7 protein-coding genes are annotated in these 14,257 nt (G+C 67.3%); 5 read left to right on the forward strand and 2 right to left on the reverse strand.

Annotation, left to right across the window (positions count from 1 at the left end; all coding sequences use genetic code 11):
* Nucleotides 1-12 precede the first annotated feature (12 nt).
* Nucleotides 13-2,769 (forward strand): DEAD/DEAH box helicase, encoded by a 2,757-nt coding sequence (locus ACFQ11_RS16915; protein WP_378299528.1) that lies wholly within the window; start codon nucleotides 13-15, stop codon nucleotides 2,767-2,769.
* On the forward strand, nucleotides 2,766-7,787 hold the full coding sequence (locus tag ACFQ11_RS16920) for a class I SAM-dependent DNA methyltransferase (RefSeq protein ID WP_378299530.1): 5,022 nt from the start codon (nucleotides 2,766-2,768) through the stop codon (nucleotides 7,785-7,787). Before ACFQ11_RS16915 ends, ACFQ11_RS16920 begins: the two co-directional genes overlap by 4 nt.
* Before the next feature lie 419 nt (nucleotides 7,788-8,206).
* Here the strand turns inward: ACFQ11_RS16920 and ACFQ11_RS16925 are convergent, their stop codons facing one another.
* Nucleotides 8,207-8,602, reverse strand: a complete 396-nt coding sequence (locus tag ACFQ11_RS16925) for an ATP-binding protein (protein ID WP_378299532.1) — start codon at nucleotides 8,600-8,602, stop codon at nucleotides 8,207-8,209.
* Between the two features lie 146 nt (nucleotides 8,603-8,748).
* On the opposite strand from ACFQ11_RS16925, the gene ACFQ11_RS16930 reads away from it, so the two are divergent.
* The 3 genes from ACFQ11_RS16930 (at nucleotide 8,749) to ACFQ11_RS16940 (ending at nucleotide 10,730) form a co-directional block, all read left to right on the forward strand.
* On the forward strand, nucleotides 8,749-9,549 hold the full coding sequence (locus tag ACFQ11_RS16930; protein WP_378299534.1) for a helix-turn-helix domain-containing protein: 801 nt from the start codon (nucleotides 8,749-8,751) through the stop codon (nucleotides 9,547-9,549).
* Nucleotides 9,540-9,734: a DUF397 domain-containing protein gene (locus ACFQ11_RS16935; RefSeq protein ID WP_378299536.1), complete on the forward strand. Its 195-nt coding sequence runs from the start codon at nucleotides 9,540-9,542 to the stop codon at nucleotides 9,732-9,734. Before ACFQ11_RS16930 ends, ACFQ11_RS16935 begins: the two co-directional genes overlap by 10 nt.
* 246 nt (nucleotides 9,735-9,980) lie before the next feature.
* Nucleotides 9,981-10,730 carry an FkbM family methyltransferase gene (locus ACFQ11_RS16940; protein WP_378299538.1) on the forward strand — a complete coding sequence of 250 codons (750 nt, stop codon included), beginning with the start codon at nucleotides 9,981-9,983 and terminating at the stop codon, nucleotides 10,728-10,730.
* Here the strand turns inward: ACFQ11_RS16940 and ACFQ11_RS16945 are convergent.
* The gene (locus tag ACFQ11_RS16945) at nucleotides 10,714-14,163 is read right to left on the reverse strand and encodes a hypothetical protein (RefSeq protein WP_378299540.1); all 3,450 of its coding nucleotides are present in this window, start codon (nucleotides 14,161-14,163) and stop codon (nucleotides 10,714-10,716) included. The genes ACFQ11_RS16940 and ACFQ11_RS16945 overlap by 17 nt on opposite strands.
* Between the last annotated feature and the right edge of the window lie 94 nt (nucleotides 14,164-14,257).

The raw sequence follows: 14,257 nt of genomic DNA on the forward strand, positions 1-14,257 counted from the left end.
AAGGCCCTGTTCGTGACCGACACCTCCTACCCGCCCGGTGCCCGGATTGAAGTCCGAGACGCCGAGTGGATCGTCCGCACCTGCGTGCCCGTGGCGGACGGGCACAAGATCACGGCGGTGGGCGCGTCGGAGTTCGTGCGGGACGAGGAGGCGGTGTTCTTCACCGACCTGGAGAACGTGGGCCTGCTCCGCCCGGAGGAGACCGTCCTGGAGCAGGACGGCACGCCGCGGTTCGCGAAGAGCCGCCTGTTCCTGGAGGCGGTGCTGCGCCGCACGCCGCTGCCGCAGACGGAACGCGGCCTGGCGCTGTCGGACCGGTTCCTGCTGGACTCGCTCGTCTACCAGCAGCGTCCCGCCGAGCTGGCGCTGCGGGGGGTTCGGCCCCGACTGCTGATCGCGGATGTGGTGGGCCTCGGCAAGACCCTCGAGATCGGGCTGATCCTCGCGGAACTGATCCGGCGCGGACGCGGCGAGCGGATCCTGGTCGTCACCCCGCAGCAGGTCTTGGAGCAGTTCCAGCGGGAGCTGTGGACGCGGTTCGCGATCCCGCTGATCCGGCTCGACTCGGTCGGCATCGAGCGCATCCAGCAGGAGCTTCCCGCCGGACGCAACCCGTTCACGCACTACAAGCGGATCATCGTCTCGGTCGACACGCTGAAGAACGAGGGCAAGTACGGGCAGCACCTGGAGCACATGCACTGGGACGCGGTCGTCATCGACGAGTCGCACAACCTGATCGGCGAGAGCACGCTTCGCAACCGGCTGGCCAAGCTGCTCGCCCGACGGACGGACGCGCTGCTCCTCGCCAGCGCCACCCCGCACAACGGCAAGGCCAAGTCGTTCGCCGAGCTGATCCAGATGCTCGACCCGGCCGCGATCGTGGACGAGGAGAAGTACGAGGCCAAGCAGATCGACCACCTCTACATCCGGCGCACGAAGATCAGCCCGGAGGTCCGGGACCAGATGGGCGCCAAGTGGCCCGATCGGGGACCGTCCGTCCCGATCACCTGCGCCGCCAGCGACGCGGAGGAGAAGGTCTTCGAGGAGCTGACCCAGGTGTGGCTCGCGGGTAATGCCCGCCCCGGCGGCCCGGTCGTCGACTCCCGCAACCGGCTGTTCCCGTACACGCTGCTGAAGGCGTTCCTGTCGTCGCATCGCGCGTTGCAGACCACGGTCGCGAACCGGCTGCGCAACGCCAAGGAAGACCGCGAGATCCGGGCGCTCACGACGCTCAAGGAGCTGGCCGACCAGATCACCGACAAGGATTCCTCCAAACTGGACGCGCTCGTCGCGGAGCTGGAGAAGATCGGCGTCAAGGACGGCAACCGCGTCGTCGTGTTCTCCGAGAGCGTCGAGACGGTGCACTGGCTCGCGGACGTCCTGCCGAAGCGGCTGAAGCTGCCCGCCAAGGCCGTCGACAGGATGCTCGGTAGCGGCATGACCGACCAGCAGCAGATGGAGATCATCGAGCGGTTCGGCCTGAGCGGCAGCGATGTCCGGCTGCTGGTCACCACGGACGTGACGTCGGAAGGCGTCAACCTGCACCGGCAGTGCCACCACCTGATCCACTACGACGTGCCGTGGAGCCTGATCCGGATCGAGCAGCGCAACGGCCGCATCGACCGATACGGGCAACGGCACCAGCCCCAGTTCTCTGCTCTCCTTCTCACCTCCCGCGTCGACGGCGTCAAGGACGACCGGACGGTGTCGGCGAAGCTCCTAGAGAAGGAGGAGACCGCGCACCACGCCTTCGGCACCGCCGAGGCCATCACCGGCGAGTACCGTCCGGAGGCGGAGGAACGCCGGCTGATCCAGGACCTTCTCGCCGGCAAGACCGTCGAGGAGGCCGTCCCGGACGAGCCGCTCGACGACCTCCTCGCCGACCTGCTCGGCCCCGTGGACGGGCAGGTCACCGAGGGAGCTCCGGCCCGCGCGGACGTCCCCCGGCTGTTCGCGGACACGCGGGAGTTCGTCGGCGAGGCCGTCGACACGCTGAACCTGCTGCCCGGCCTGGAGGACGACGGCGCGCTCCTCGCCTTCACCCCGCCCAAGGACCTGGTGCACCGGCTGTCCGCGCTGCCCGCCGACTACCTGCGCACGCACCACATCAAGAAGCGGATGAAGGTCACGTTCGACCGTGACCTCGCCACCCGGAAGCTCGCCGAGGCCCGCGACGAGAAGACCCTGTGGCCCGACATCGCCTACCTGTCGGACCTGCATCCCCTCGTCGACTGGGTGACGGACAAGGTGCTGGTGCAGCTCGGCCGCCAGACCGCGCCCGTCGTCGCGGCGCGGGTGGACGAGCCGACGTACCTCGTGCAGGGCGTGTACTCGAACCACTTCGGCCAGCCGACCGTCGTCGAGTGGATGGCGGTCGTGTCCGGCCGGGTGCTGCCCGACAAGATGCCCGACATCCTGGCGGACGCCGGTGTCGGACCCGACATGACGAACACGGGCCGTCCCATCGACCTCGACCCGCTCACCGCCCGGATCCCGGACGCCGTCGCCACCGCGCGCCGCCATCTCGAAGAACGTCGCGCCCACTACGACGCCGAGATCGTCGCGCCGCTGAACGACTACCGCGACCACCTGGAGTCGTGGCGGCAGCTCACCCTCGACATTGCCCACGTGTCCCAGCGCAAGCGGGAAGAGACGCGCGTGGACGACACCGTCGAACGGCAGCAGCGACTTCTCGATTCCTTGCAGATCACGGGGGAGCCGCTGCTGCGGGTCCTCGCCGTCCTCGTTCCTCAGGAGGCAGCGCAGTGAGGCTCGACTCGCTGGTCAACCGCGGCGACTACTTCTCGGCGCACTACCTGGCCGAGGTGCTGCCGAAGGACATCAAGCGGGGCCTGCGCGCTCGTTGGACGGACGAGGAGAAGGACGGCCGCGAGACCCCGCGCAAGGGTCTGAAGGCGCTCGGCAAGCCGTACTTCGCCGACCGCAAGTACTTCGCCGACTTCGACGAGCAGCTCCGAGAGGAGGAGTTCGTCCCGGAAGACCTGCCGGAGTGGCGCAAGCGTCTCGGCGAGCTGCACGGCACGATCCTGCGCGCGTTCGGGTATGAGGCGGAGCCGCGTGCGCTGACCGTCCGGCGGACGGACGAGGAGCACACCGTCCAGGTAACCTACGCCGACGAGCACCTGATCGCCATCGAGTGCGGCTGGGCGACCGACGTGGACGCAGCGATGGACAGCGGCCTGCTGCACCCGCTCCAGCTCTCCGCCCAGGAGCGGATCGAGGACGCGACCAAGCTCGCGTCCTGGCTGTTCGCCACCGACGAGCCGCCCCGCTACGTGCTGATCCTCGCCGGCGGCGTAATGGTTCTCGCGGACCGCGCGAGCTGGGGCGAGGGCCGCTACCTCGCCGTCAGCCTCGACGTCGCCCTCGGTCGGAATGACGCCGCCGAGCTGGAAATCATCGCCGCCCTCTTCGGCGCCGACTCCCTTCTTCCTCCGGCCGAGGGCGGGGACGAACCGCTCGCCGAGCTGCTCGCCAGCTCCCGCAACCACGCGGTCGGCGTCTCGAAGGAGCTGCGGGACGGGCTCAAGGAATCCGTCGAGCTGATCGCCAACGAGGTCCTCAACCGGATTCGTGAGCAGGGCATCGACCCCGAGGACGTCATGGAGTCGCGCGAGCTCGCCGACCAGCTCGGACGCGAGTCGCTGCGATACCTGTACCGGATCCTGTTCCTGCTCTACGCGGAGGCCCGTCCCGAACTGGGCATCCTCCCCACCAACGACCAGGACTACCTGAAGGGGTACAGCCTCGCCCGCCTCGGCGACCTGGTGGTGAACGACCTGTCCAGCGAGCAGGCCCGCAACTCGTTCCACCTGTACGAGTCGCTCGACCTGCTGTTCCGGATGGTCAACAAGGGCTACCGGGCCCGCGCTGCCCGCAACGACGACGGCCCGGACGGCGAGGGCCTGCGCTTCGAGCCCCTCCGCTCCGACCTGTTCGAGGCGAAGTCGGTGAAGCTCATCGGCTCGATCTCGGTGGACGACGACGAGGACGAGCGCACCATCGACACCCGCCTTCGCAACGAGACTCTCCATAGAGTGCTGCGCCGCCTCATGCTGACGAAGGGGCGTCGCAAGGAGCGCGGCGGGTTCATCTCGTACGCGCAGCTCGGCATCAACCAGTTGGGCGCGGTGTACGAGGGCCTGATGTCGTACACGGGGTTCATCGCGAGCGAGGACCTGTACGAGGTCGCCAAGAACGGTGACCCGAAGGACGGCTCGTGGATGATCCCGGCGTCCAAGGCCGACGACTACCCGCAGGACGTCTTCGTCCGCCGCCATCAGGACGACGACCTTCACGGTGAGGAAGAGTTCCTCCGCTACGAGAAGGGCTCGTTCGTCTACCGCCTCGCCGGCCGCGACCGTGAGACGTCGGCGTCGTACTACACGCCCGAGTCGCTGACGCAGGTCACGGTCCAACTCGCGCTCAAGCATCGACTCGACCAGGACGGGACGACCACGACGGCCCGCGAGATCCTCGACTGGAAGATCTGCGAGCCCGCCCTCGGCTCCGGCGCCTTCCTCAACGAGGCCATCAACCAGGTAGCCGCCGAGTACCTCAAGCGCCGACAGAAGGAGCTTGGCCAGGACATCGCCCCGGAGAAGTACGAGGAGGAGTTGCAGCGGGCGAAGGCGTACATCGCGCTGCACAACTCGTACGGCGTGGACCTCAACGACACCGCAATCGAGCTGGCCGAGGTATCGCTCTGGCTGAACGTCATGCACCCCGGCCTCCAGGCCCCGTGGTTCGGGCTCCACCTGCGACGCGGCAACTCCCTCATCGGCGCAGGCCGCAAGGTCTACGACGCGGCGCAGCTCACCAAGGGCACGTGGCTCAAGGAGGCCCCGGAAGAGATCCCGTTCCGCGACGGCGAGATCCCGTCCGGCAAGGTCCACCACTTCCTGCTGCCCGCCGAAGGCTGGGGAGCAGTCGCCGGTGCCAAGGAAGCCAAGAACCTAGCCCCCGAGCAGGCGAAGCAGCTTGCCGCCTGGCGCAAGAAGATGAGGGCGAAGGTCTCCGACAAGGGCCGCAAGACCACCCAACTCAAGCGGCTCCAAGCGCTGTCCAAGCGCGCCGAGTACCTGTGGGAACTGGTCACCCAGCGCCTCACCATCTCCGAGCGCGAGATCAGCCGAGCCATCGACGTCTGGGGCGCCGACTGGATCGACCAGCCAGAACACGCCATCCCCAAGGAGAAGGTGTACGCGGACCTCACCGCGCCCGGCACGCCGTACTGGCGACTGAAGACCGTCATGGACGCCTGGTCCGCTCTGTGGTTCTGGCCCCTCGACAAGGTCGACCTGCTGGACGGCACCGCCAGCACCTATGCCACCACGGCGGACGGCCTGGAACCCGTCCACATCATTTCGGACGACGAGGACCGTCCTGCGGCCCAGTCTGAGAACACCGGACTCTCTCAGGTCTACGTGACCGACTCACTCTTCGGGACGCAGCCCGAGCAACTCGACCTCGCGGGCGCCGTCACCGAAGCCAAGGTCGCAAGCGGCGGCGGTGCCAAGTGGAAGACGACCAAGGGCCGTAAGCCCGCCCTGGACGAGGTTCGCCGCGTCATTCCGCTGGCTGACCTGGGCGACTGGCTCGACTTCGCCGAAGCCGTCCTTGGTCGTGCGGACGTTCCGGAAGACTCCCTGGCCCACCACTTCAGCGGCCTCGCCGAACTGGAGGAGTACGAGAACCAACTCCCAAGCTGGACCGGCATGGACGAGGTCTTCCGACTCAACGAGCGCTTCCCCTGGCTCGCCACCGCCGAGAACATCGCCAAGGACCAGGGCTTCTTCCACTGGGAACTCATGTTCGCCCAGGTCTTCAAGGAAGAGGGCTTCGATCTCCAGGTAGGCAACCCACCCTGGGTTCGGCCCCGCTGGCAGGAAGACTCGGTTCTGGCTGAGGCCAACCCATGGTTCAAACTCTCCGACAAACCAAGCGCGGTCGAGTGGCGAGAGAAGAAGACCCTCGTTCTTGAGGATTGCTCCACCTGGAATTATTTCCTCAGCGAGATATCGGGCAACACTGGAACGGTCGAGTTCCTCACTTCAGAAGCAACATATCCACTTCTTGTGGGGACCCAGCCTGACCTGTATCGCGCATTTATGTGCCGCAGTTGGGCTAACCTGGATCCTCGAGGCATGGCGGCATTGATCCACCTGGATACGCATTTCGGTGGCACGAAGGAGGGAAAGCTTCGCGCTGCTGCCTATCGTCACCTGCGCTTCCATGCGCACTTCATTAACGCCCTACTTCTGTTTGACATTCATCATCGTATTGAGTATGGAATTCAAGTTTACGGGTGCCGCAAGGATGTTGGATTCACCCATGTAAGTTGGCTCTTTGATCCTGCCACCTTGATAGGGTCCCTGGTGCACAATGGAGAAGGCGGCGCCCCAGGAATCAAGAACCAGGGAATGTGGGATCTTCGAGCCCATAGGGATCGCCTGGTCTGGGTAGACGAGCCTCTGTTGATCCAATGGCAGGCGCTGACTGGATCGATCGACGTTCCAGTGGAACAAACTCCATTGCTCTACCCGGTGACGATCGCCGAGGCGGGGGCGATCCAAGCTCTGGCTGCTTATCCTGATCGCTTGGCTGCCTCTGCTGGGAGAATCAGCAGAGGTTATGATGAGGCAAATGCCAAGAAGGACGGTACCATACGCTGGGAAACTGGACGTCCAAAAGGTCTATCTGCAGTCATATTGCAAGGGCCGCACTTTAGCCAGGCAACACCGTACAATAAAGAGCCGAACATCCCATGTAGACACAATCAAGACTGGTCTGCATGGGACCTGACTGCACTTCCAGTAGACGTCATCCCGGTAACCAATTACGTGCGGGCGTGCGACGAGGAAACCTACCTCGCTGTACAGGATCGATGGGCTACAGCGGACGGCATATTCCGTCGGTATGTGGAGTTCTATAGGCTTGCTTGGCGGAACATGATTCCGCTTGCCAATGAAAGGTCACTGTTTGCTGCGCTCATTCCACCTGGTCCGACGCATGTAAATGCTGTGCATACGCTGGCTTTGCCTGACAATCGAGGAACTGCCCTTGCTGCTGGATTTTGGGCGGCGCTTCCCTTGGATTACCTGCTGCGAATAACTGGCCGATCGCATCTGCAAGTTGGCGACCCCCCTAGCATGCCCGCTGCCGATTCCAGTCACTCGCTGGCCCCAGCCCTGCTATTGCGCACCCTCCGACTCAACTGCCTGACCAACGCTTATGCCGATCTCTGGGCTGAGCTGTACGACCGGGCCTGGAACGACGAGACGTGGGCGGTCGACTGGCCGGGGCTGGCTCCGCTCAACAGCCCGTCCGCCCTCACGTCCGAGTGGAACTACGGCACACCGCTTCGCACCGAGCGCGAACGCCGGGCAGCCCTTGTCGAGTTGGATGCGATGGTTGCGCTCTGGCTCGGGATGACGGCCGAGCAGCTTGTGGCGATCTACCGGTCTCGGTACCCCGTCCTGTCCGACTACGAGGCGCAGATCTGGTTTGACGCCAACGGGCGGAAGATCGCGGGCAACCACAACACGTTCGGCTACGGGCAAACAAAGGAGCATTTCAAACAGCTCCAAGACCACCTGGACCCCGAGATCAACGGACCAGTCCCGGACGGGTACGAGGCGCCCTTCTACAAGGCCGACCGGGAAGCCGAGTACCGGCAGGCGCATGCGGCGTTCGCTGAGCGGCTCCGCGCGTCCGGGTGGGATGGACCCATCCCGTCCGACGACCTCGGACGCATTGAGACGTGAAGTCAGCACTGGCCGTGGAGGAGGCGCAGGAAAAGCTTCTCTGATACCTGTCCACGACCATCGCGCCAACGACCTGTCGACGCGAGGCACCCCGCCAAGTAGAGAAATCTGGTGGAGATCTTTTTGGCACTGTCGAAGCGGCCGAGGTTGACCCCAGAGTAATGAAGACGCGATCGACCTGATCGAGTTGCTTCAGGAAGAGAACGTTTTTCCGCCGTCCGACCCGGGGCCTCGACAGGATCTCGGCGCGTAGCTCATGCTCGGTGGTGCCCCGCCTCTCTGTCCCGGGGGATGAAGCAGAGGGACGGGGCGGACGGTGACGTGCGGAGGCCGGAACTCCCCGGTCAGGGCCGTACGTCATCGCTGGGAATGAGGAACGACCCCTCGGCCCGCCTTGCGGGCCGTCCCTTTGCTGGTCTTCATGTGGGGTCGATGATCGCGAAGACGACCTTGCCGGCGTTTCCCGCGAGGGGGCGGACACCCCAGCGGCGGGAGAACTGGGCGACGATCAACAGGCCCCGGCCGACCTCGCTGACCATGTCCGCCTCCTGGACCTGCGGCAGGTCGCAGGTCGGGTCCTGGACCTCCATCCACAGCGCGCCGTCCTCGGTGTAGTCCAGCCGAAGGATCACGTCGCCGTCCTTCTCGGACGCGTAGCGCAGGGCATTGGTGACCAGCTCGCTGGCCACCAGGCACGGCACGAAGTCGTCCATGCCGTACCCGCCGGTGACCAGCCGTACGAACTGTCGGACCTCCGCGACCATCTGGAGGTCCAGCTTCACCACCATCTCGTGCTGCGACGTCGGCTGACCCATGATCTCTCCTCACTGTGTGTGGCGTACAGCACACATTGAGCCACTTGCTGGGCTACGATTTGCTTGCAGCGTGTAAGCGGTAGACAGCAGTAGGCATCGGTAGGTCAGGTCTCAGTACGGCAGGCAGCGCCCGAGAGGTAGGAGCCATGCCCCCGCGTCGTCAACGCCCCCGAGAGTCGCCCGCCCTAGTCGCATTCGGCCGCCAGATGCGGCGGATGCGCGAGGCCAAAGACATCAAGCAGGAGACGATCGCTCATGTCACGAAGGTGAGCGGTCCGCAGGTGAGCCGAATCGAAAGCGGGAAAAAGCGAGCCACACGACCGTTCGTAGAGACCGTGGACGACTACCTGGTGGCCGGTGGAGCGTTGATCAGCCTTTGGGAGGACCTGAACAAGGACGGTCATCCCGTCCCAATCTGGTTCGACTGGCCACAAGTAGAGGCCGAAGCGATCGAGTTGATCTACTACCAGCTGAGCGTGATAGCCGGTATGGCGCAGTCCCCTTCCTACGCTGCCGCGGTTCTGGACGGCAATGAAGAGGCCATAGCCGCTCGACTCGAACGGCAGAAGATCATCGACAAGGAGGAAGCCCCGACGATCACCTTCTTGGTGGATGAACAGGCCCTCCACCGGCCGGTCGGCACCGCCGAGACGATGAGGGAGCAGCTTGAGCATCTGATCACCCTCAGCGAGCGCCCCAATGTCACAGTCCAGGTGGTACTCAGCAGCGGCGGACACGGAGGGAACGGCAGCAGCTTCGTGATCGCTACGATGGCCGACATGAGCCAGGTAGCCTATGTTGAAACGGCTATACGAGGGCTCACGACCGATGACCCCGCAGACCTGGCAGCGGCATCGCGCGTCCTGGCCGATCTTCGCAACAGGGCGCTTCCAGGCAACATGTCGCGCGACCTTATTAGGAAGGTGGCCGAAGAACGATGGACCTGAGCAAGGCCGAGTGGCGGAAGGCAACGCGGAGCCTGAACAACGGCGGCGAGTGCGTTGAGCTCGCGGATGTCGCCGGTGCGTCGGCGGTGGCGGTGCGGGACAGCAAGGACCCGGACGGTCCCGTCCTCCTGGTGACCCGCGCGGCTCTGCGGACGGCCGTCCAGTCCGCCGCCGGCACGCACTGACCGTCCAGCACAATTACCCCGGAGGCCCCGGACCCGCCGAGGAGCGGCAAGCCGTCCCGTCCGTCCCCCGGCCCCGGACGACCTGCCGTGCCCCATGCCCAGGGTGGCCTGCGCCCGTTGACTTTCAACGTTTACCCGGATGGTGCGCGGCACTCGCCCGCACTGATCACCACCGCCTGCCCTGCCGCAGAAGGGACGGGACGTGGGCTCGTAGCCGGTCTCGGAAACGGTCGTAGGTTGGCGGGTGTGAGCGCTTACGACTTGATCGCGTACGCGGGGAACGCGGAGGACGTCGTGCTGATGCGTGCCTTCGCCCGTCGGCGGGGCGGGTTCTTCGTGGATGTCGGGGCCGGGGAACCGGTAAGCGGCTCGCTCACCAAGAACCTGGTGGACGGCCTGGGCTGGCGGGGGGTCAACATCGAGCCGCTGCCCGAGCGTCACGCTCGCCTCCAGCATGCCCGGCCGCGCGACGTGAACCTTCGTGTGGCCGTGGGGGACGCGCCGGGTACCGCGACGTTCTACCGGGTCGTCCCAGGGCGCGGGAAGACGGGCGGCGGCGGTCTCAGCACCCTGCGCAGGGACGTCCTGGAGAGGCATCTCGCGGAGGGCTGGCGCCATGAGGAACTGCGCGTCGAGGTTGTCACGCTGGAGACGATCCTCGACACGTACGCGGAATCGGGCTTCGACCTGCTGAAGGTCGACGTGGAGGGGGCGGAGGCCGCGGTGTTGCGGTCGGCCGACCTGCGAAAGTGGCGGCCGCGGGTCATCGTGGTCGAGGCGACCTTTCCGCTGACGGCCCGGCCGAGTCATCAGGAGTGGGAGCCCGGCCTCTTGGCCGCCGGGTACGAACTGGCGCTGTTCGACGGTCTCAACCGCTTCTACGCCTGTGACGACGAGCCGGATCTGCGCGAGCGGCTCGCGGTACCCGCCAACGTGCTGGACAACTACATCCCGTACGCGTGCGCCCGCCGGGCCGGGCTCATCGAGCCAGGGTGAGCAGTTCGGGATCGTGGTCGCGCAGCCATCGGGTGATCCACGCGCCGTCGCTGCCCGCGAGGCCGAGGGACGGGGTGTCGATGAGGCGTCGCAGCATCATCAGCGGTAGCAGCGCGGCCAAGGCGTCCTGGTCGGCGGCGTCGCTTCCGTAGCCGTCGATGAGGGGGCCGGGATCCGCACCGCGCGGCATGTCGACGGCCAGGGACCAGGCGAGGTCGAGCATCGGCGGTCCGGACTCGGTCGCGCCAGGGTCGAGCAGGCCGGTGAGGACGTCGCCGTCGAACAGCGCGTTGTGGCATACCGCGACGTCGCCGTGGATCGCGGTCATGGGGAGCCCTCGGCAGGCCGCGTCGAACCGCTCGGCGATGGCCTGGTAGGCGTCCGGGAGGGTGGTCCGTGCCCAGCCCAGTAGGACGCCGAGCGCGCCGGGGTCGTCCAAGCGCAGGCCGTCACCGGGGGGCCGGGAGTGCCAGAGCCGGAGCTGGTGCCCGAGTTCCCGTTGACGTGCGGGTGTCGGGCGGTCGGCGTGCGCACCGGGGAGCCGTTCCAGGACGGCCCACCACGCGTCCCCGCACGTTCCGACGTCCAGGAGCCGGGGCGCCCGGACGCCTGCCGCGGCACGCACCTGGTCGAAGTGGCGGACGGTCTCCAGCCGTTCGTGCAGTCGCCGACGCACCTTCACCACCGTCCGCGCGCCCGGCACGACACCGTCGGCGCCGTGCGCATCGAGCGCGGCGGCCAGGTCGCGCGGGCCGTCGAACGCCGAGCTGGTCAGCGCGTCCCGGATCGCGGCCTCAACGAGCGAGTCGGACACGTGGCCGGTCGGGATCAGCGCGCGGCGGTCACCGGTGTCCAGCGGCCCGCAGAGCGGTGCCCGTAGCCGGGCAAGGGCCTGCGACCAGCGGTGCCGCGCGGAGTCGGGGTCGTCCAGCCACTCGATGGCGCTGAAATCGGCGTCCAGCCCGGCCCACAACCGGGTGACCGGGGCCCAGACTGGCAGGCAGTCCTCACCCAGGCTCCGCGCGGTGCGCGCGGCCTGTGCAGCCTGCCCACCGGAGGCGTCTAGCAGGACCTGCAGCGCCTCGATGGGCAGCAGTTCGCGGGAGGCCCCGAGCTCACCGAACCGGCGCGCCGCCGCCTCCAGCAGTCCGGCGGCCGCGCGGCGTTCACCGCGCAGCGCCCGCGCCATCGCCTCGGCCATGTCGCACTGGGCGAGGCCGATCGCTTCGCCGGCAGAGCCGTTCAGCTCGCGCGCACGGCCGAGCAGTGTCAACGTGCGGTCCGGGTCGACCCACATCAGTGCCAGCAGCAGGTGCCGCAGCGCACGCGCCTCCCACAGCGGCGCGTCGGCTTCACGCGCCGCCTCCAAGGTCACCTCGAAGAACCCGGCCGCCTCCGCGAAGCGCGCGTTGTGCAGGTAGGTGTGACCGAGCAGGTCGGCGGCCCGCACCCGGTCCGGTCCTGCCTGCGACGCGCCGTCCATCAGCCGTTTCACCGACCGGTAGTTGCTGCGGCGCAGCGCGTTATCCGCCAAACCGAACCGCGCGCTCGCGCCGATCAGTGACGTGGGCGCGATACCGGACAGGTGGTCGGCGGCCTCCTCGACCCGGCCGATGATGTGCGCGCGGCTCGCGAGCTCGTGCCGGTAGTAGTCGGCGTACGGGCCGCCGGGTGCACCGATCAGCTCGCGCAGCGCGCGGTAGCGGTCCTCGGCGTTGATGTCTCCGCGCGCCGTCAGCCGTGCGACCTCGGTCAGCCTGGCCAGTTCGGGCGAACCGGGCAGCTCCGGCAGGGATACCAGCACCTGCCAATGTCCGAGCACGGTGAGGCTGTAAGCGAGGTCGCCCAGGGACTCCGGTGCCAGCCGGTGCTCGTCCGCAGTCTGGAGGACGAGCAGGAACGCCGCCACGCATCGCCTGCTGCGCACGCCCAAGGGAAGCCGATGGTCCGGATCGTCGTCCCAGACCGCCAGCGCGGCGCGCGTCAGATGCTCGATCGCCCGTTCGGTGTTGCGGGTCCGTTCGGCCTGGGTCCAGCCGTCGTCGGTGTCGGCGTCGCATTCGATGACACTGCGGCGCAGATTCTCGTGCAGTCGGTACGGGGGCCATACCGTCTCATCGCGGCGGACGAACGGACGCTGCACGAACCGTTCGATCTGGCGGAGCCGCAGGTCCGGCAGAACCGCGTGCAGGACGTCCTCGTCGAACGCCTCCAGCAGCGCCGCTGCCCGCAGCAGGTCACGGTCGGGAGCCGACAGGTCCCGCATCGTCCGCAGCACCAGTTCCGGGAAGCCGAGCCCGAACGCGTCGGCGGGCGGCGCTTCACCGCGCGCGAGGTACTGCCCGAACAGCCCGGCCGACAGGTCGAGGTAGAGCGGGGACCCACCCGATCCCGCGATGATTCGTTCTCGGACGTCGCGCCCGATCGCCGGTGCCCCGTCCACCGTGAGTCGCGCCGTCAGGTACTCCTCGGCCGACGCCCGGTCGAACCCGTCCAGGCCGAGCTGATCGCCGCCGGCCAGGCCCGGCCAGCGGCGCTCGCCGCCGTAGGTCAGCGCGATCGCCCTCGCCGGGTCGTGCCAGCGCAGCGCGAGCCGTCCGGCCGCGATGAACACCACGTTCGGCATCAGATACACCAGCCGCGACACCAGATCCTCCAGGCCGCCGCGCTCGGCCGGGAGGCGCTGGACGTTCTCGAGGGTGTCCAGCACGCACAACGCCAGCGCCGGATGCTTGCGGCGCGCTCGTTCCAGGTCGGCGGCCAGCAGAACCGGCATGTACCCGAGCATCCGGTCCGGGTCCTGCTCGGACAGGATGGGATCGAGCGCGGGCAAGTCGGCCCGCAGCCGCTTCAACCGTGTCTTCTGCGTGGCGGTCCGGCCGAGCAGGTTCAGCGTCCGGTACGCCACCGACACCGCGCCGAAGCCGCCGAGGAGCTGATCGACGGCGGTACCGACCTGGTCCGCGACGCCGAGCGACTCCTTCCGAAGGAACGCCGCCAGCGATTCACCCGGATGCTTGCGCTGCCAGTAGACGGCCAGCGCCACATCGAACGCGGGCCACGACTTGGCCAGCGGCGCGAGAGCGGCACGCACCCGCAGCAAGACCGCCTCGAAGCTCGAACTGGCCGGGTCGGCGAAGTCCAAGACACCATGCGCGCCACGTCGCGGCAGGCCGTCCAGCTCGCCCTTCACCGCCAGGTTCGCGACGTGCCGGGCCAGCGTGGACTTACCGATCCCGCCTTCGCCGCACACCGCGATGAGGTTGGACGCCGGCCGCTGGAAGTCGAGCAGTTCGTCAACGGTCCACGAGCGTTCGGAATGCTGAGCGAACCGGTCCCTGAAGGTCCGGATCGGCCCTTCCCGGTCGGTGAAGACATGTCGTACTTCGAATGGAGCGCGCGGCCCGTAGTTGAAGAACTGGTCGACGTCCACCCCGATACCCGATCACATCCCCACGCCCCTGACAACGCGCTCACGCACCTCGGTGTCGTCATCCCTCGCCGCTACCTCCTCACACGCTTCTGAC

The sequence above is a fragment of the Actinomadura sediminis genome (assembly GCF_042675525.1).
GTDB lineage: Bacteria > Actinomycetota > Actinomycetes > Streptosporangiales > Streptosporangiaceae > Spirillospora > Spirillospora sediminis.